Origin of the sequence: Prauserella halophila, assembly GCF_024171895.1 — a bacterium.
GTDB classification, from domain to species: domain Bacteria; phylum Actinomycetota; class Actinomycetes; order Mycobacteriales; family Pseudonocardiaceae; genus Prauserella; species Prauserella halophila.
The window spans coordinates 306,385-325,499 of record NZ_JAMTCQ010000011.1; the positions used below are offsets into that span (position 1 = coordinate 306,385).

Here is a 19,115-nt window from a genome sequence, read left to right on the forward strand (position 1 = left end):
CCGCGCCTCCCCCGCGAACGGAGGACGCCCGTGATCGTGCACGGCCTGACCCACTTCCACACCGCCGACGTGCCCGAACCCCGCAGGCTGGCCGCGTGGGAGGACCACAACGTGCGCTCGCTCCTCGGACTCCGCGCCCGGCCGGTGGGTGACGGGCCGTTCAGCGGGACCGAGCTGAACCTCACGCTCTCCCGCCTGCAGCTGGCGAAGGTCACGGGGTCACCGCACGTCGTGGAGCGCGATCCCGGGCAGATCGCGACGTGTCCCGGCGACGGTGTCGTCGTGTACTTCCCCCTGTCCGGCGAAGGGTGGTTCCACCACCGCGACGGCCGCCGGCTGTTGTCTCCGGGGCAGGCGCTCGTGTGCGACGCCGACCAGCCGTTCCGCCGGAGTTTCTCCCGCGGGTTGACCGAACTCGTCCTCAAGACGCCCCGCGACGTACTGCGCGAGACGACCGGCCGCTCCGGACTCGCGCAGCCGCGGGTGATCGGCACCGACTCCCCTCACGGCGATGCGCTCGGCTCACTCGTCGCGACTGCACTCCGCGGTGCGGGCGACTGGGACGCCCTCGAGGCGGACATGCTCGAGTTACTTCCGGCGGTCGTGGGTGAGCAGGCTGCTACGGGCGGTCACCTCGCCACGGCCCGCGCGTTCATCACCAGGCACCTGGCCGATCCGGACCTGTCCGCGAGCCGGATCGCCCGGGCGGTCGGCGTGTCGGAGCGGCATCTCTCCCGCGTGTTCGCCGCGTCGGGCCACAGCGTGCCACAGGCCGTCCTCGCCGCCCGGCTCGACGCCTCGCGCGCCGTTGTCGCCGACCCCACCGCACGCAGGATGACCTTCGCCGAGATCGCCGCCCGCCACGGGTTCACGTCGCAGGCGCACTTCTCCCGCAGCTATCGCGCGCGTTTCGGCACCACCCCGCTCCGCGACCGCCGCGACGCCTGCGCCGACTGACGCGCCGCCCGCGATTTTTGCTCGTTTCCGCCATCGGAACCCGCGATCGCCCATCCCGCTCCCGGCCGGTGGCACCGTGTCGGCCACGTTCCGGCAACGAGGGCCGGACGCCGACTACGGAGGCCAGGAACCATGGTGACTTTCGACGACGGACTCGCCGAGACCGCGCAGCCGACCACCACCGTGATCGAGACCGACGTGCTGATCGTCGGCTCGGGGCCCGCGGGGGCGTCCGCGGCGCTGTTCCTGTCGACCCTCGGTATCAGCAACACCATGATCACCAAGTACCGATGGACGGCGAACACCCCGCGGGCCCACATCACCAACCAGCGGACCATGGAGATCTTCCGTGACATGGGCATCGAGGACCGGGTTCTCGCCGATGCCACGCCGCACCACCTGATCGGCGACACGGTCTTCTGCACGGCGATCGCCGGTGAAGAGATCGGGCGCATCCTGACGTGGGGCAACCATCCGGCGCGCCGGGCCGACTACGAGCTGGCCTCGCCGTCCCTGAACTGCGACATCCCGCAGACCTATCTGGAACCGATCCTCGTGCGCGGCGCCACGGTGCGCGGCACGCAGACCCGGTTCAGCACCGAGTACCTCGGCCACACGCAGGACGCCGACGGCGTGAACGTCCGCGTGCTCGACCGGTTCAGCGGCAGTGAGTACACGATCCGCGCCCGCTACCTGATCGGTGCCGACGGTGCACGGTCGCAGGTCGCCGCCGACATCGGGCTGCCGTACGAGGGGCGCATGGACATCGCGGGGTCGATGAACATCACGTTCAAGGCCGACCTCTCCGCGCTCTGCGGTCACCGGCCGTCGGTGCTGTACTGGGTCATCCAACCGGGCGCCGACGTCGGTGGGATCGGCGCCGGCCTCGTGCGCATGGTGCGCCCGTGGAACGAGTGGCTCATCGTGTGGGGGTTCGACATCGATCAGGGCCCGCCCGAGGTGACCGAGGAGGACGCCGTCGCCATCGTGCGCAACCTCGTGGGCGATCAGCAGCTCGACGTCGAGATCACCGGCGTCTCGCTGTGGGGCAACAACGAGCAGTACGCGACGAACCTGCAGCAGGGCCGGGTGTTCTGCGCAGGCGACGCCGTCCACAAACATCCGCCGAGCAACGGGCTCGGCTCCAACACGTCGGTGCAGGACTCCTACAACCTGGCGTGGAAGATCGCCGCGGTGTTGCGGGGACAGGCCGGTGCAGGCCTGCTCGACACCTACACCGCCGAACGCGCTCCCGTGGCGCGGCAGATCGTGGTACGTGCCAACACGTCCGCCCGCGAGTTCGGCGCGTTGTTCTCCGCGCTCGGCCTCGACACGGCATCCGACGCCGAGCAGATGCACGCGCGGCTGGAGGAACGCAAGGACGACACCCCCGAGGGCGCCGCGAAACGCGCCGCCGTGCGTGAGGCCATGGAGCTGAAGAACTACGAGTTCAACGCACACGGCGTGGAACTGGGCCAGCACTACGACTCCGGCGCCGTCGTCGGCGACGGCACGCCGCCGCCCGAGCCGACCCGCGATCCCGAGCTGTACTACCAGCCCTCGACCCATCCCGGCGCGCGGCTGCCCCACGCCTGGGTGGGCGACAGCCTGCGCAAACTGTCGACCCACGACCTGGCAGGCTACGACGGGTTCACGCTGCTGACCGGCATCACGGGTCAGCCGTGGGTCACCGCGGCACAGAAGGCCGCCGACGCGCTGGGAGTGAGGGTCGAGTCCGTCGTGATCGGGCCCGGCCGCGAGGTGACCGACCTGTACTTCGACTGGGCCGAGCTGTGCGGCGTGGCCGAGGACGGCGCCGTGCTCGTGCGGCCGGACAAGCACGTCGGCTGGCGGAGTCATCATCTCGTCGAGGACCCCGAGCGCGAACTCGCCACGGTGCTGAGCCGGATCCTCGACCGAGACGGCGACGCCGCGAGCTCATGAGCCGCACGGCGCCCACCGAGGAACGGGCCGGCCGTGTTCACACCTGTTCGAATCGAAAAGGAGTCGACGCATGACCACCACCGACGGCGCAGCCGCGGCATCCGACGGGCACGCGGAGTCCGAGGCGCAGCGACGGATCGAGGAGCGGTTGATCGAGGAGGTCGTGGCCTCGTTCGCGGGTGCGGGCGACGCTCGGCTACGGGAGGTGCTGGAGTCGCTGACGCGACACCTCCACGGGTTCATCCGTGACGTCCGGCTCACCGAGGACGAGTGGAAACGGGCGATCGACTTCCTGACCGACACGGGCCACATCACCGACGACAAACGCCAGGAGTTCATCCTGCTGTCCGATGTGCTCGGTGCGTCGATGCAGACCATCGCGGTCAACAACGAGGCGTACCGCGACGCGACCGAGGCCACCGTGTTCGGCCCGTTCTTCGTCGAGGGCGCACCGCTCGTCGGCAACGGCGGTGACCTCGCCGGCGACGCCCCCGGCCAGCCGTGCTGGGTGGAAGGGACCGTGCGCGACACCGACGGCGCACCCGTGCCGGGTGCGCGCATCGAGGTGTGGGAGGCCGACGAGGACGGCTTCTACGACGTGCAGTACGACGACGAGCGGGTCTCCGGCCGGGGGCACCTGTTCACCGAACCGGACGGGAGCTTCCGGTTCTGGTGTCTGACGCCGACCCCGTATCCGATACCGCACGATGGTCCGGTCGGGCGGCTGCTGGAGGCCGCGGGCCGGTCACCGGTCCGCGCGGCGCACCTGCATTTCATGGTGACCGCGGCGAACCTGCGCACACTCGTCACACACATCTTCGTCGACGGCGACCCGCAGTTGGATATCGGCGATTCGGTGTTCGGCGTCAAGGATTCGCTGGTGAAACACTTCGACGAACAGGCCGCGGACATCCCCACACCGGACGGCCGCGACCTGGGCGGGCGTACGTGGACGAAGGCCCACTTCGACATCGTCCTGGCCCCCACCACGGGCGCGTAGCGCCTGCGGTGCGGGCGGATACGCCCCGCGCGGCGCCCCGACAACGGGTTGATCAGTGCCCGGATAGCGATCGCGCCCGCACCCGCGCGGGCGAACACCGCGAGCCCGCCGACGGTCCTCCGGAGCAGCCGGAGGCGCATGCTTCATACCAGTCCCAGGGCCAGCATGGCGTCGGCGACCTTCTTGAACCCGGCGATGTTGGCGCCGGTGGTGTAGTCGCCGGGAACGCCGTACTCCTCGGCGGTGGCGTAGCAGCGCTCGTGGATGCCGACCATGATCTGTTCGAGCCGTCGTTCCGTGAACTTGCGCGACCAGGAATCACGGGAGGCGTTCTGCTGCATCTCCAGCGCCGACGTCGCGACCCCGCCGGCGTTCACCGCCTTGCCGGGACCGAAGGCGATACCGGCTTCACGGAACACCTGGGCACCCTCGGGGGCGGTGGGCATGTTGGCACCCTCGCCGACGGCGATGCAGCCGTTGCGCACGAGAAGCGCAGCCTCCTTACCGGTGATCTCGTTCTGGGTCGCGCTCGGCATCGCCACCTCGCACGGCACCTCCCACACCTGGCGACCCGGCACGTACTTGCCACTCGGCCTGCGCTGCGCGTACTCGGACAGCCGCCCGCGCTCGACCTCCTTGATCTGCTGGACGAGCTCGACGTCGACACCGTCCTCGTCGAGGATGTACCCGTCCGAGTCGGAACAGGCCACGACGACTCCGCCCAGTTCTCGCGCCTTCTCCATGGCGTAGATCGCCACGTTGCCCGAACCCGAGACGACGACACGCTTTCCTTCGAGCGACCGGCCACGCGCCGCCAGCATCTCCTTGACGAAAAACGCGGTACCGTATCCGGTCGCCTCGGTCCGGATGTGGGATCCGCCGAACGCCTCTGCCTTGCCGGTCAACACGCCGGATTCGTAACGGTTCGTGATCCGCTTGTACTGCCCGAACAGGTATCCGAGCTCGCGACTTCCGACACCGGTGTCGCCTGCGGGCACGTCGGTGTATTCGCCGAGATGCCGGTAGAGTTCGGTCATGAAGCTCTGACAGAACGCCATGATCTCCCGGTCCGAGCGGCCCTTCGGGTCGAAGTCCGAACCACCCTTGCCCCCGCCGATCGGCAGGCCCGTCAGGGCGTTCTTGAACACCTGCTCGAACCCGAGGAACTTCACGATTCCCTGGTAGACCGACGGATGAAACCGGAGTCCACCCTTGTACGGACCGAGAGCACTGTTGAACTCGATCCGGAAACCACGATTGATATGAACTTCGCCCCGGTCGTCCATCCAGGAAACCCGGAAGGTGATCTGCCGTTCCGGTTCACAAATTCGCTCGATGATTTTCGCCCTGGCGTACTCCGGGTGCTTGCCGATGACGCGCCCTACGCTGTCGAGCACCTCCCGCACGGCTTGGTGGAACTCCACCTCGCCGGGATTGCGTCCGACCACCTGTTCGTAGACGGGCTCCAACGTTTCGTGCACGAGCTCGCTCACCCTTCCTCCACAACCAGGCGACAACACGCCCCGACCGGACCGTGGCGTTCGGCCACACTAGCGGCAACGTACCGAACCGGCCCCGGCAGCGGCGGAAACCCGATCGGCCGCTGCGAGGTTCGGCAGGGCGTCTCCTGCCGATGAGCGGCGAGAACGGTGCCCCCTCGACCGGCAGTCCGGGCGGGAATGGTGACGGGACTCTCATGGCGGCCGTCACCCGGTCGGAGTCCGGTCCCGGGTGCGGCGGAACGCCGTGTCGGGTGGGACCCCGCCGTCAGCCGTGAGCCCGGACGACCCGCCAGCGCAGGTCACCGCCGAGATCGACGGCCTCCGACCAGTCCGGGCCGGGATCGTCACGGCGTAGCAGGGTTCCGCTCCACCAGCGGACACCGGTCGAGGCCACGACGCGGTCGTGTTCGTTGAGCAGCACGGTGTCCGGCGATCGCGACTGCACGGACTCGACCAGCAACCGCTCGACACCCTCGACCGCGACGTCGGCGCCCAGCACGTCGACGAACCCGTCGTCGTGGACCACCGGAACGGCCAGGGTGATGGTGTGTTCGTTGGTTCCGGCGAAGTCGACGAACGGGCCCGTGACCGTCGGCCTGCGCATCGTCCGGGGCAGTGCGAACCACTCCTTGCCGGCGTAGTCGTAGAAGTGGTTGTGCTCCGGGTCGAGGTTGTGGCGGACGAACTCGGCCGGTTCGCCGTCCTCGCTGCGCCACCACTCGATCCAGCGTGACGCGTCACCGAGGTGGCCGTCGTCGAACGCAATACCGACGCCCTGGACGAAGTCCCGGTGCCGGTCGATCACCTGCACCAGCGCGGGCTGCACCGCCGCGAGGTCGGACCGTCGCAGTGGTCGCCGCAGCGGTGCGAGGGTGCCGACGACGTCCCCCGCCGTCGCACCGAGGTCACCGAGAACGCGATCGACTCGCTCCCTGATGCGTTCCGCGGGGCGGCGCAGCGACGCCGGATCTTCGTCGGTCACGTTCCTTCCCCTTCTCGCCTGTGCGTCGCCGTCATCGACGATTCACCGCGCACCACCAGGTCCAGGTGCAGATCGAGCAGGTGCTGCACGCGATCTTCGACGTGCCGCATCACCACGGCCCGCGCGGTGTCCGCGTCGGCACCCTCGATCGCCGCGATGAGCCCGGCATGCGCGCTCTCCGTCACCGGGTGATGGTCGACCTCGCCGCCGACCATCCAGAACAGTGACGCCAGCTCGTCGTGGAGATGGACGATGGCCTGCGTGAGCCGGGCCGAGTGCGCAATCACACCGATCTCGATGTGGAAACGGCTGTCCGCCCGGCGCCGCTCGTCCGCGGTCTCGGCGCCGCGGAAGTGCCCGGCCAGCGATCGCAGGTGTGTCACGTCGTCGCCGGCCGCGCGCCGGGCGGCGAGATACGCGGCGCCACCCACGACGGCGGCGCAGGCGTCACCGAGATCACGAAGCGAGTCGGCGCTGCGCTCACGCAGCCGGTTCATCACGGCTTCGGGCGGTGGTTTCGAGGCGCTCCGCACGAAGCTGCCGCCGCCGCGGCCACGCCGGGTTTCGATGACGCCGCGCTGGCGCAGGGTCTCCAGCGCCTGCCGGAGCGTTCCGGTGGAAACCCCCAGCTCGGCTGCGAGTTCGGACTCCGGGGGCAACCGGTCGCCGTGGCTGAGCAGCCCGACGGCGACCGCGGTCTCCAGTTGCCCGGCCACGTTCTGCGGAAGACCCGGGCCTTCGGTGGCGTCCAACCGCAGATACGCAGCAAAACTCGACACCGTTGGGTTTCCTCTGCTCACGAAGTTGGTCCAGGCGGGCTCGACGTGCGGATGTGCACGAATCGCTCGCCCGTCACGGTACGGCACCGGACCCACCGCCCGGCGTCACCCGACTTCACACCGACTTGTCATTTAAATTTGAGTGTTTTATGTTTCCTCAGCCGCCGTTCACTCGGGGTGCCGCCGGCAGCGTTCAGCGTCGAACCTCACCGGCCGGTGCGCGCCTTCGACGAGCCTTCGGGAGCAGGTCCATGACGACGCAGTCGGGCCGCAGGCACGCACGGGCCGATCCCCGCGTGCGGACAGGACCCTCGGCAGAGCTCGCGGGTGTCCGCTCGACGCCCGCTCCCGGACGCGGCACGTCGTGGTCGACGCGCCCGGAGCGACCCCGGAATCACCGGGTGCCGATGACGACCCGCGACGACCAGCGCTGTCACGCCCGCGCCGCCCGCAGGGGGCGGGGGACGGCCGCCGACCGAGATCCGCTGCACAAGATCGGAGTATTCACGTGACCGAGCCATCGCTGTCCGCACCCACCAGCTACGACCGGGTGTGGACCAACTGGGCGGGCAACCACACCGTCACCGCGTCGATGTACTCCCGGCCCCGGGACGAAGCCGAAGTCGTCGAGGCCGTCCGGTACGCGATCCGGCAGGGCATGAACGTGCGGGTCGCCGGAACGGGCCACTCGTTCACGCCGATCGTGCCCACCGGCGGCCTCATGCTCGACCTGACGCAGCTCAGCGGCGTGACGGCGACCGATCCGCAGCGGCTGCGGGTCTCGGCACTGGCGGGCACCACGGTCGGCGAGCTCGGTGAGCCGCTGTGGGAGGCCGGGCTGTCGCTGTCCAACCAGGGCGACATCGACAAGCAGGTCATCGCCGGGGCGCTCGCCACGGCCACGCACGGCTCCGGCATCCAGCTGCCGAACATGTCGGCCGCGATGCGCCGGGTGCGCCTGGTCGACGGTCGCGGCGAGGTCGTCGAGATCGGCGAGGACCGGATGCGCGAGCTGCGCGCGGCGCAGGTCGCCCTCGGCACGCTCGGCGTGATGCTCGAAGTCGAACTCGAGGTCTCCCCCAAGTACTACATCGCCGAGGAGATCAGCTACCGGCCGTGGCAGGAGATCGAGGAGTCCTGGGACGAGCTGATCGCGAACCACCGGCACTTCTCGTTCTTCTGGTGCCCCGCCGACCACTCGGTCGACCTGTACCAGCTCCCGGCACCTCCCGACCAGCCGATGAGCAACCACTGCTACGTCAAGATCTACGACGAGGCCGAGGTCACCGAACCCGACGGGCTCGTCTCCGACGACGTGGGGAACCGGACCGATCGTGCCTACCGGGTCTACCCCGGCGGCTACGACGAGCCCTTCCACGAGATGGAGTACATGGTGCCCGCCTCCTGCGGCCTGGAGGCGCTCAACACGATCCGGCGGCTGATGCTCGACGAGTTCCCCGATCAGCTCTACCCGATCGAGGTGCGCTGGACCGCCGCCGATGACGCGTACCTGTCGCCGAACTACCACCGCGACACCATGGTGATCTCGGTCTCCGGCGCGCCCGGCACGGACTACTGGCCGTTCCTGCGCGCCGTCGACCAGCGGCTGCAGCCGTACCAGGCCCGCCCGCACTGGGGCAAGATCCACTTCATGACGCGGGACCGGCTCGGCGAGCTGTTCCCCGAGTTCGACACGTTCCTCGCCGTGCGCCGGGAGTTCGACCCGGACGGTGTGTTCCTGAACGACCACCTGCGTCCGCTCCTGCGCTGACCCCGTCCCCCACCGGAAGGAGGAGGACGCGTGGAGTCCTTCGGGAACCTGATCATCTACATCATGATGGTGTTCGTCGTGATCGGCGCCGTGGCGTCGATCCGCGACGACGAGCACGGCCTCGGCAAGGAATTCAAGGAAGGCCTGCACTCCATCGGCGCCATCTTCATCCCCGTCGCCGGGATCATGGCCGCCATCCCGTACCTGTCGGCCCTGGTCGAGTCCGTCGCCGGGCCGCTGTTCGACGCGATCGGCGCGGATCCGGCGATCGCCGCGACGAGCCTGATCGCCGTGGACATGGGCGGCTACCAACTGGCGCAGGAAACCGCGGCCAGTACCGGTGGCTGGATCATGGCCACCGTCGTCGGCTACATGGCCGGTGCCACCATCATCTTCACCATCCCCGTCGGTCTGGCCATGTTGGACCGCAGGGACCATCGCTACATGGCGCTCGGCGTGATGTCGGGCGTCCTCGCGATCCCCATCGGTGTGCTGGTCACCACGACCATCCTCATGGCCACCTCGACGACGGTGCGCGGTGAGGTGTCCGCAGACAGCGCCTCGGACGCCGCACTGTCCGGGTTGGATGCCGGTTCGATGCTGCTCAACCTGCTTCCGCTCGCGGTGTTCGTCGTGGCGCTCGCCGCGGCGCTGTGGTTCGCGCCGAAGTTCATGATCCGCTTGTTCATCTGGTTCGGGCGCATCCTGGATGCGGCCCTGAAGCTCGTGCTCGCGGTGAGCATCATCGAGCACTTCACGGGTGTGTTCTCCGCCGTACTCGGCAGCTGGGGCTTCGACCCGATCATCGCCGACTCCCAGGACCAGTACCGGGCGCTCGAGGTGGCGGGCAACATCGGCATCATGCTCGCCGGGGCCTTCCCCATGGTCTACATGCTGCGCAAGGGACTCGCCCGGCCGCTGGGAGCACTCGGCCGCCGTGTCGGGATGAGTTCGGCGGGCACGGCGGGCCTGTTGGCCGCGGTGGCCAACGTGCTGGCCCTGTTCCGCCTGATCCGCGACATGCCCCCGAAGGACAGGGTGCTGTGCATCGCGTTCGCCGTCTGCAGTGCCTTCCTCGTGGGCGATCACCTGGCGTTCACCGCGAACTTCCAGCCGAACCTCATCGGGCCGTTGCTCATCGGCAAGCTCGTGGGCGGTCTGCTCGCCATCGCACTGGCGGTCGTCATCACGAAACCGGCCGTGCAAGCACTCGCCGCCGAGGAGCAGGAGGCGGAAGCCGACACGACGCCGGCTGCCTCCTGAACCGTCGGTACACGGAAAGGCGGCCGGCACCCCCGGTGAGCCGTCGTGGCAACGCCCGGAACCGACTCCGGGCGTTGCCACGACGGTGACGCGGCACGGCCGGCGCTCGGAGGGCGCCGGCGCGGCTACGGGTGCCGGGCGTCGCCGCGTTCACACAGTCGTGCCACGAACCACACGAACGGACCGGTGTGCCCGTTCAGTGCGCACGCACCGCTGATCACACTGTCGAGCAAGCCCTCGGCATCGTTCGCGACCAGTGCCGCGATCGCGGCATCGTCGGTCAACCGCAGCGAGCAGTACGCCTCACCCGGCGGGGTCCGGCTCGCCACGGTTGCGGTGCCGTCGCGGAACGCGACCACCACGGCGTCGTCGCCTCCCGGAACGTCGATCGACACAGCCAGCTGCGGGATCGGCCCCGGCACGGCGGTCAGGGTCTTGTTCACGTATCCGCAGAATTCGTCGGCCCACACCTGCACGTCGTCGATGCCGTGATCGCGCACGGCCGGGACACCCGCACCGGCAGCCGGAATGCGCGGCCCGCCCGCACCGGTTCTCCGCACCTCATCCGCCTCCTCGTGAGCGGCGACGAGCGCGGACACGGTGACGTCGACGTCCTCCCGCGTGTGGGAAGCCGAGCAGATGAACCGCAGGCGACCCTGACCACGCTCCACGATGGGATAGGTGACGGCCGAGGTGTGGACACCGCGCGCGCTCAACCCCCGAGCCGTCAGGTAGAGCACCTCCTCGTCCCGGATCCGGGGTGTGATGATGGGGCCGTCGCCGGGGCCGGGGTCGTACCCGGCCGCTGTGAACCGGGTCCTCATATATGCCGTGGTGTCCCAGAGCTGTTCCCGGAGACTGTCGTCGCTACCGAGCCGCCGCAACGCCGCCAGCGCCCCGGCGATGTCCGCCGGCGTCGACGACGCCTGGAAGATGTACGCGTTCGCCGACGACTTCAGCAGGTCGATAGCCTCCTCCCCTGCCGCGACGACGCCGCCGAGACTCCCCATTGCCTTACTGAGCGTCGCCATCACGAAATCGACCTGCTGCGAACACCCGGCGGCGGCACACATGCCGGCGCCCTGCGGACCGTAGATGCCGAACGAATGCGATTCGTCGACCAGGACGAGCGCTCCGTACGCCCGTGCGGTGTCGACGACCTCGCGGATGCGCGCGGTGCCCTCACCCATGCTGTAGGCACCTTCGACCACCACGAGAGTCGTCCGGTACGGCGACACCTCGCTCCGCAGTACGTCCGCCAGGTCGGTTTCGTCGTTGTGCCGAAAGGTGCGCATCGTGGCTCCCGACAGCCGGGCGCCGTCGACGATCGAGGCGTGACAGAGCTGGTCCATCACGACCGCATCGTGTGCGCCGAGAACACCGGCGATCACGCCCAGGTTCGCGGTGAAGCCCGTCGGAAAGAGGCATGCCGCAGACATGCCGACGGCGTCGGCGAACGTCTTCTCGAACTCGAAATGCAGGTCGATGGTTCCGGATGCCGTCGCCGACGTTCCCATTCCGGACCCGAAGCATTCCAGCGCGGATCGCGACGCGTCGAGTACGGTTTCGTCCCGGTTGAGGCCCAGGTACAGGTTCGTGGTCCACACGACGGACTCACGCTCCTCGCCGGTGTGCACATCCGCCACCGTTCCGGCGGTCGCGCTGCCGCTGCGCACGAATCTGCTGTGCGGATCGTGACCGCGGCGGGCCAGCATCGCCTTCAACGCGCCGACCACGCGCGCCTTGTCCCGGGACGACCAGGCGAACGCCTTCGCGGCCGGGAACGGTGCATACCCCGACCGGATCCGTTCCTGGAACCGCTGAAGGTCGTCGCCGCCGCGTGCCGGTGGGCACCGGTCCGCCTGCGTGTCGTTCTCGGTCGCGCCCACCGCGGCGAGGACGCGGGAGGCCAGGGCCGTCGCGGTCGCGTCCTCGGCGAGGTCCGCCGCGTCCATCCGCCGGCCCACGGCCGTCTCGATCCGCCGTCCCAGTTCGACGACCGACAGCGAGTCCACCCCGAGCGTGTCCAGGGCCACGTCCGGCGGCACGTCGCCGGGACCGGAGAGGCCGAGCATCAGCGCCACCTCCCGGCGGACGAGGGACACGGTCCGGGAATGCTCGGCCCCCGAGGCCGGAGTCGAGGCGGGAGCCGGGGCAGGAGTCAGGGCGGGAAGCGAGACGGACTCCGGCGCGTGCCGATCCGCCGGTTCCGCCGCCGGGACGTCCGGGCGCGGCAGGCTCGAGCGGTCGAGCTTTCCGTTGGGAAGGACCGGGATGTCGTCCACCACCGTGACCACCCCCGGGACCAGGTGGCGGGGCAGCAGTTCCCCGAGGTGCCGCCGCGCATCCCGGCCGGCGACCGAGCCGCCGCGGCACGTGACGTAGGCGGCGAGGTACTGCGCTCCGCCCGGCCCGTCGCACACCGTGGCCGCTGCCCGGTCGACGGCCTCCATCGACTCCAGCGCGGACTCGATCTCGCCGAGTTCTATCCGGAACCCACGAACCTTCACCTGGTCGTCGACCCGGCCCAGGAACTCGATTCTTCCCCGTTCGTCGAACCGGCACAGATCACCGGTCCGGTACAATCTGCTTTCCGGAATGGGATGGTGACTGCCGAATTCGACGAACCGTTCCGTCGTCTGTTTCCGATCGCCCAGGTATCCACGTGCGAGCTGCCCTCCCGCCAGGTACAGCTCCCCCGCCACACCGTTCCGTACGACGTTTCCGCCGGTGTCGAGAATGTAGGCGCGCGTGGTGTGCACCGGTTCGCCGATCGTGACCGGCTCGGCGGCCGATACGATGTCGGCGGCCGTCGCGAAGACGGTCGCTTCGGTGGGCCCGTACACGTTGATCACACGGGGTGGCCGGTCCCGGCTCGTGAGATCCTCGACGAGCGACCGCTTCAACGCCTCACCTCCCAGGACCACGCACGTGATCGCCGACGGGAGGCCGTCGCCTGCGAGCAATGCCTGCATGGCCGACGGAACCGTGATCACCGTGCGGGCGCGGGTTCGTTCCGGAAGCCGGCGCACCGCCAGCGCATCGGCGACCAGGACGACCGTGCCACCGAGGGACAGGGTGCCGAGAATCTCCATCACCGAGGGGTCGAAACAGACGGACGTCGCGGCGATCACCCCGGACCGTTCCGTCTCGTCGAGCAGCACGCCCATAGACCGGCTCATCGCCACGACGCTCCGGTGCTCGACCGCCACGCCCTTCGGCCTGCCCGTGGTGCCCGACGTGTAGATCACGTACGCCAGGTCCTCCGCTGCCGGTGCCGTCACCCCGGCACGCGGCGTCCGCGTCACGCTGCCGAGCCACACCAGCTCGGCGGTGCCGGCACAGAGCGCTGCTCCGTCGCGATCGTCGACCACCACTGCAGCCGCCCCGGAATGGTCGAGGATGTCACGCATCCGGGCCTCCGGGTAGGTGGGATCGAGCGGAACATAGGCACATCCGGCACGCAGCACGCCGAGGAGCGTCGCCACCAGCTCCCACGTCCGCGCCACACACACCCCGACCAGCGAACCGTGCGCCACGCCCCGTGCCAGCAGCTCCTGGGCAACGGTGTCGGCCCTGGCCGACAGTGACGCGTAATCGATCTCGACGTCACCGTCGACGACTGCCGTCCGGCCGGGATGGTCCCGCACCCACCGATCGATCAGGGAACACACGGTTTCGTTCTCGTATTCGTCATCGGATTCGGAAATACTGCGGTCGCGGTGATGATCGTTTCGGCGGGTCGATTCCACTTCGGTCGCTCCTCGTCTCGGTACCCGATCGAATGACCGGCATGCCACCTCGACCTAGCACACGGTTAACCCCGCCACCACCGACCGATCGTCATCTTTCCGCGATCGATAAGCTCGGCCCGGCGTCGAGTTGTGAATCCGAGCCGGGGTTCGAATACGAAGCGTCACAACGGCGACAACGGCACAGCGGCGGCAACGGCACAGCGGCGACAGCAGGTCGCGAACGCCGACAGCGGTGTCGCGGACCGATGCCGGTCAGAGTCGCGGAATCACTCGCCGGTGCCGCACCGTCCGTACTGCCCGCGCGGAGCCAAGCGTGACCGCACCCCGTCCAGCAGCAGCTCGATCCCTCGCTCGAAGTCGGCCGAGTTATCCGGAGTCCGATCGATCGCCCCGGCACTGGCGGCCTGCATGGCGGTCTGCTCCTCCACCGTGTGACCGAACACGAGGTGCAGGAAGGCGCGGGTGCCGCTGTCGACGAGATCTTCGGCGAGGCCGCCGTCCCGCAATGCCGCGCGCAGCTCGTCGGCGGGTTCGGCGGCGCCGAGGCTGAACGTGTAGGCGGTCACGACCACCTCGGCACCGTCGCGGTAGGCCAGCATCGCGTCGCGGAGCTCGGTGCAGCTCTCGACCACACGCCGGTCCCAGCTCTCGGCCGCCCGGACGCGCCTGGCACGGGCGAGGATCTCGTCGGCGACCGCGGCCAGCAGCGCCTGCTTGTTCGGCACGTGATGGTAGAGGGCGCTCGGCTGCACGCCGAGCTCAGCGGCCAGGCGCCGCATCGTCAACGACTCCAAGCCGTACTCGTCGAGCACGTCGAGTGCGCGAGCCACGACGTCACCCCGGTGATAACGCAAGCGAGGTCCTTTCCGTTGACCGCCCGGCCACGACCAGTCTAACCTGAACGCTGTTCAACTGAACGCTGTTCAGGTTAGCCACCCGACAGGTCAGTCACCCGACAGTCGATACCGGAGACGCGATGAGCAACACCTTCCAGCAGCTTGCCGACGCGATCCTTGCCGGCACCCCGGCCACCCCCGACGATGTACTCGCCGTGTTGCGTGCCGATGACGCCGAGCTGATGCAGATCGTCGCTGCCGCAGGCAGGCTACGCCGCGCCGGTTTCGGCAACACGGTGAAGGTGAACTACCTCGTGAACCTGAAATCCGGGATGTGCCCCGAGAACTGCAACTACTGTTCGCAGGCGCTGGGTTCCGACGCGCAGATCCTGAAGTACTCGTGGCTGTCCAAGGACAACACCATCGCCCAGGCGAGCGCGGGGTTGCGTGGTGGCGCGAGCCGGGTCTGCCTGGTCGCCTCGGGACGAGGACCCTCCACCCGGGACGTGGACAAGGTCACCGACATGGTCGAGTCGCTGAAGGCGGAGTATCCGGACGTCGAGGTGTGCGCGTGCCTCGGGCTGCTCGGCGACGGCCAGGCCGAGAAACTCAAGGCCGCCGGAGTCGACGCCTACAACCACAACATCAACACCGCCGAGAGCAACCACGCCAACATCGTCCAGACCCACACCTACGACGACCGGATCGACACCGTCGAGAAGGCCAAGAACGCGGGGATCTCCCCGTGCTCGGGACTGATCGCGGGGCTCGGTGAATCCGACGAGCAGCTGGCCGAGGCACTGTTCGCCCTCCGCGAGCTGGACTCGGACTCGATCCCGGTGAACTTCCTGATGCCCTTCGAGGGCACGCCCCACGAGAACACCTGGGAACTCACCCCCACTCGCTGCGTGAAGATCCTCGCGGCCGCCCGCTTCATCTGCCCCGACAAGGAGGTCCGCATCGCAGGCGGGCGGGAGATGCATCTGCGGTCGCTGCAGCCGATCGCACTGCACGTCGCCAACTCGCTGTTCCTCGGTGACTACCTCACCTCCGAGGGCCAGGACGCCCGGGCGGATCTGGACATGATCCGCGACAACGGTTTCGTCGTCCTGGGCTCCGAGCAGGACCCGTCCCAGCGGGCCGGCGAGCAGGAACCGGCCGATCCGGCGATCCGCCGCCGGGGCGCGGGCACCGACGTCCTCCCCAACGCGTGATGCCCCCGGCCGAAGAGCTGCTCGCGTTCGATCGCGAGCACCTGTGGCACCCGTACACGTCGATGACCAGTCCGGCGCCCGTGCAGCTGGCCACGGGCGCATCGGGCAGCCGGATCACCCTCGACGGCATCGGCGAGGTGGTGGACGGGATGGCGTCCTGGTGGTCGGCCATTCACGGATACCGGCACCCCGCGCTCGACGAGGCCGCGCGCCGCCAGCTCGACCGGATGTCACACGTGATGTTCGGAGGTCTCACCCACGAACCCGCGGTCGAGCTCGCCCGTCGTCTCGTGGACCTCGCACCCGGCGACCTCGACCGGGTGTTCCTCGCCGACTCCGGATCGGTGAGCATCGAGGTGGCGATGAAAACGGCGCTGCAGTACCAGCGCGGCAGGGGCAGGACGCAGCGCTGCCGGTTCCTGACCGTCCGAGGTGGATACCACGGCGACACCTTCGACTGCATGAGCGTGTGCGACCCGGAAGGCGGCATGCACTCGATGTGGTCGGGACTCCTGCCGCGGCAGGTGTTCGGCGAACAGCCTCCCCCGCTCGGCGGCGACGTCGATGCCTGGGCCGACGGCTTCCGCGCGCTGGCGGCGCAGCACCGCCACGAACTCGCCGGCCTGATCGTGGAGCCACTGCTGCAGGGCGCCGGAGGTATGCACCCCTACCCCGCCGAGTGCCTGCCGGTCTTTCGCGAGGTGGCCGACGAACACGGGCTGGTGCTGATCTTCGACGAGATCGCCACCGGGTTCGGCCGCACCGGAACGTTCTTCGCCGCCGACGCGGCCGGTGTGGCCCCGGACGTGATGTGCGTCGGGAAGGCACTCACCGGCGGTTACCTGTCGCTGGCGGCCACGTTGTGCACGGCCGACATCGCCCGCGGCCTCTCCGCGAGCGATTCCGGCGTGCTCATGCACGGCCCCACGTTCATGGGCAATCCACTGGCCTGTGCGATCGCCACTGCGAGTCTGGACCTGCTGGCCGAACGCGACTGGGCCAGCGACGTGGGGCGGATCAACGCCGGGTTGCAGGCCCTGCACGGGATCGGCGGTGCCGGCGTGCGTGTCCTCGGCGCGGTCGGCGTGGTCCAGCTCGACCGCGACGTGGACGTGTCCGCCGCGGCCGAAGCGGCACTCGCCCAGGGTGTGTGGCTGCGTCCGTTCCGCGACCTCATCTACACGATGCCGCCCTACGTGTGCACCGACGACGACATCGCGACCATCTGCTCCGGAATCGCGGCGGCGGTGGAGGCGGCATGAACGCATGGGCGACGTGGCTCGCCGAGCAGCGCGCGGCCCGCGAGGCCGCGGGATTGCAACGCACCCTGCGGCCGCGGCAGGCAGACGAGGACATCATCGATCTCGCCAGCAACGACTACCTGGGCCTGAGCACGCACCCCGACGTGTGCAGGGCCACCGCCGACGCCGCCCTCACGTGGGGTGCCGGCGCGGGCGCCTCCCGCCTCGTCACCGGCACGACCACGTTGCACGCCGACCTGGAACGGGAGCTCGCCGAGTTCACGGGCCACGAAGCGGCGCTGGTCTGCTCGACCGGCTACCAGGCCAACCTGTCCGCGGTGACAGTACTGGCGGACCGGCATTCGCTGATCGTCTCGGACGAGCACGTTCACGCGTCGCTGATCGACGCGGCGCGGCTCTCGAAGGCCGCGGTCACGGTCGTCCCGCACAACGACGTCGGCGCGGTCCGCGAGGCGCTGGCGGACGCCGGGGACCGGCGCGCCGTGGTGCTGACCGAGTCGGTCTTCTCGGTCCTCGGCGACACCTCCCCGCTGCCCGAGCTCGTCGACGCGTGCACGGCGGCGAACGCACTGCTCGTGGTCGACGAGGCGCACGGGCTCGGCGTGGCCGGTGAGGACGGGCGCGGAGCGGTGCACGCCCGCGGTCTCGCGGGCCACCCGCACGTGGTCGTGACCGCGACGCTGTCGAAATCCCTCGGCGCGCTGGGCGGTGCCGTCCTCGGCTCCGCAGCCCTGGTCGACCAGCTCGTGAACCGCGCCCGCCCCTTCATCTTCGACACCGGCCTCGCCCCCGCACCGACGGCCGGGGCGCTGGCGGCCCTGCGGTTACTGCGGGACCGGCAGGTCGGCCCGGCACGGATCCACCGGCGCGGCGCCGAACTCGCCGAACGGCTCGACGTCCCGCGGTCGGCGGGTGCGGTGCTGTCCGTACCGATGCCGTCCCCGCGGGCCGCACTGACCGCGCAAGCCGAGGCCCTGGCCGCCGGAGTCCGCGTCGGCTGCTTCCGTCCGCCGTCGGTACCGGACGGAGTCTCCCGCCTGCGGATCACCACCCACATCGGACTCGACGACGAGCGCTGGGACCACGCGCTCGCCGTCCTGACCGCGGCCGTCGACCGGTGCCGAACGTGATCACCATCGTCACCGGGACCGACACCGGCGTCGGCAAGACCGTGGCCACCGCAGCGCTGGCGGTGCGCTGCGGCCCCGGAACGCTCGTCGTCAAGCCCGCGCAGACCGGAGCAGGCACCGACGAACCCGACTGCTCCGTGGTGCGGCGCCTCGCGGCCCGTGAGGTCACCGAGTTCGTGCGGCTCGACGATCCCCTCGCTCCCGGCACGGCCGCCCGGCTGCACGGCCTCGACCTCCCCGCGGTCCAGGCGCACGCCGCCCGGATCCGCGAGCTCGCCCGCCGCCACCGCCGCGTGATCGTCGAGGGCAGCGGCGGACTCCTCGTCCGCCTCGACACCGGCGGCGGCACGTTGACGGACCTCGCGGCCGATCTCGTCCGGGATCACGACGTCGAGGTGCTCGTCGTGACCCGCATTGCCCTGGGCACGCTGAACCACACCGAGCTCACCGTCGACGCGCTCCGTGCCCGCGGCATCGAACCGGCGGGGCTCGTGCTCGGCGCCGTTCCGGAACAGTCCGGCCTCGCCGCGCAGTGCAACCGCACCGAACTGCCCCGCATCACCGGAGTACCGGTCGTCGCCGCACTTCCGGAGGGCGCCGGCGCTCTCGATCCGGAACAGTTCCGGGCACGGGCAGTCTCCTGGTTCGCCGCCTGGTTCGCCGCCTCCCCCGATGGCCGGCGGAATGCCGGACCGCGACACGCGGCCGACGACCGCTGAC

At 69.7% G+C, this 19,115-nt stretch carries 14 protein-coding genes; 9 read left to right on the plus strand and 5 right to left on the minus strand.

The features are described 5' to 3' along the window. Positions 1-30 precede the first annotated feature (30 nt). The 3 genes from LY41_RS16290 (at position 31) to LY41_RS16300 (ending at position 3,901) form a co-directional block, all read left to right on the plus strand. Positions 31-957, plus strand: coding sequence for a helix-turn-helix domain-containing protein (locus LY41_RS16290; RefSeq protein ID WP_253864878.1), 927 nt, complete (start codon positions 31-33; stop codon positions 955-957). A 132-nt stretch (positions 958-1,089) separates the two neighbouring features. After that, a complete protein-coding gene (locus tag LY41_RS16295; protein WP_253864879.1) occupies positions 1,090-2,901 on the plus strand; it encodes an FAD-dependent oxidoreductase in 1,812 nt (603 codons plus the stop codon). A 70-nt stretch (positions 2,902-2,971) separates the two neighbouring features. Continuing rightward, entirely contained in the window at positions 2,972-3,901 is a 930-nt protein-coding gene (locus LY41_RS16300; RefSeq protein ID WP_253864880.1) for a hydroxyquinol 1,2-dioxygenase, read from the plus strand. Positions 3,902-4,044: 143 nt separating this feature from the next. On the opposite strand, the gene gdhA is transcribed toward LY41_RS16300, so the two are convergent. From gdhA to LY41_RS16315, 3 genes are all read right to left on the minus strand, one after another. After that, entirely contained in the window at positions 4,045-5,394 is a 1,350-nt protein-coding gene (gene gdhA, locus LY41_RS16305) for an NADP-specific glutamate dehydrogenase (protein WP_253864881.1), read from the minus strand. Positions 5,395-5,668: 274 nt separating this feature from the next. Further along, a complete protein-coding gene (locus tag LY41_RS16310; RefSeq protein ID WP_253864882.1) occupies positions 5,669-6,385 on the minus strand; it encodes a cache domain-containing protein in 717 nt (238 codons plus the stop codon). Further along, positions 6,382-7,164 (minus strand): FadR/GntR family transcriptional regulator, encoded by a 783-nt coding sequence (locus LY41_RS16315; RefSeq protein ID WP_253864883.1) that lies wholly within the window; start codon positions 7,162-7,164, stop codon positions 6,382-6,384. Before LY41_RS16315 ends, LY41_RS16310 begins: the two co-directional genes overlap by 4 nt. 508 nt (positions 7,165-7,672) lie before the next feature. On the opposite strand from LY41_RS16315, the gene LY41_RS16320 reads away from it, so the two are divergent. Together LY41_RS16320 and eutH are read left to right on the plus strand one after the other, a co-directional pair. Further along, complete coding sequence (locus tag LY41_RS16320; protein ID WP_253864884.1) at positions 7,673-8,935, plus strand: D-arabinono-1,4-lactone oxidase; 1,263 nt, start codon at positions 7,673-7,675, stop codon at positions 8,933-8,935. 30 nt (positions 8,936-8,965) lie between these two features. Then, positions 8,966-10,198: an ethanolamine utilization protein EutH gene (gene eutH / locus LY41_RS16325; protein WP_253864885.1), complete on the plus strand. Its 1,233-nt coding sequence runs from the start codon at positions 8,966-8,968 to the stop codon at positions 10,196-10,198. Between the two features lie 125 nt (positions 10,199-10,323). On the opposite strand, the gene LY41_RS16330 is transcribed toward eutH, so the two are convergent. Beyond that, positions 10,324-13,872, minus strand: coding sequence for an amino acid adenylation domain-containing protein (locus LY41_RS16330; protein ID WP_253864886.1), 3,549 nt, complete (start codon positions 13,870-13,872; stop codon positions 10,324-10,326). A gap of 347 nt (positions 13,873-14,219) precedes the next feature. Further along, on the minus strand, positions 14,220-14,807 hold the full coding sequence (locus LY41_RS16335; RefSeq protein WP_301297168.1) for a TetR/AcrR family transcriptional regulator C-terminal domain-containing protein: 588 nt from the start codon (positions 14,805-14,807) through the stop codon (positions 14,220-14,222). 122 nt (positions 14,808-14,929) lie between these two features. On the opposite strand from LY41_RS16335, the gene bioB reads away from it, so the two are divergent. Genes bioB through bioD form a run of 4 tightly spaced genes read left to right on the plus strand, consistent with a single transcriptional unit; the run spans position 14,930 to position 19,114 of the window. Further along, positions 14,930-16,003, plus strand: coding sequence for a biotin synthase BioB (bioB, locus tag LY41_RS16340; RefSeq protein WP_253864888.1), 1,074 nt, complete (start codon positions 14,930-14,932; stop codon positions 16,001-16,003). Then, positions 16,003-17,265: an adenosylmethionine--8-amino-7-oxononanoate transaminase gene (locus LY41_RS16345; protein WP_253864890.1), complete on the plus strand. Its 1,263-nt coding sequence runs from the start codon at positions 16,003-16,005 to the stop codon at positions 17,263-17,265. Before bioB ends, LY41_RS16345 begins: the two co-directional genes overlap by 1 nt. Next, complete coding sequence (locus LY41_RS16350) at positions 17,262-18,395, plus strand: 8-amino-7-oxononanoate synthase (protein WP_253864892.1); 1,134 nt, start codon at positions 17,262-17,264, stop codon at positions 18,393-18,395. Before LY41_RS16345 ends, LY41_RS16350 begins: the two co-directional genes overlap by 4 nt. Further along, the gene (gene bioD, locus LY41_RS16355) at positions 18,392-19,114 is read left to right on the plus strand and encodes a dethiobiotin synthase (RefSeq protein ID WP_253864893.1); all 723 of its coding nucleotides are present in this window, start codon (positions 18,392-18,394) and stop codon (positions 19,112-19,114) included. The genes LY41_RS16350 and bioD overlap by 4 nt, the downstream gene beginning before the upstream one ends. Position 19,115 lies beyond the last annotated feature (1 nt).

What these genes read in the sequence shown, in the direction of transcription:
- LY41_RS16345 (WP_253864890.1), top strand. Translation starts at nt 16,003, where the DNA reads ATGCCCCCGGCCGAAGAGCTGCTCGCGTTCGATCGCGAGCACCTGTGG.
- bioB (WP_253864888.1), top strand. Translation starts at nt 14,930, where the DNA reads ATGAGCAACACCTTCCAGCAGCTTGCCGACGCGATCCTTGCCGGCACC.
- LY41_RS16350 (WP_253864892.1), top strand. Translation starts at nt 17,262, where the DNA reads ATGAACGCATGGGCGACGTGGCTCGCCGAGCAGCGCGCGGCCCGCGAG.
- LY41_RS16295 (WP_253864879.1), top strand. Translation starts at nt 1,090, where the DNA reads ATGGTGACTTTCGACGACGGACTCGCCGAGACCGCGCAGCCGACCACC.
- LY41_RS16300 (WP_253864880.1), top strand. Translation starts at nt 2,972, where the DNA reads ATGACCACCACCGACGGCGCAGCCGCGGCATCCGACGGGCACGCGGAG.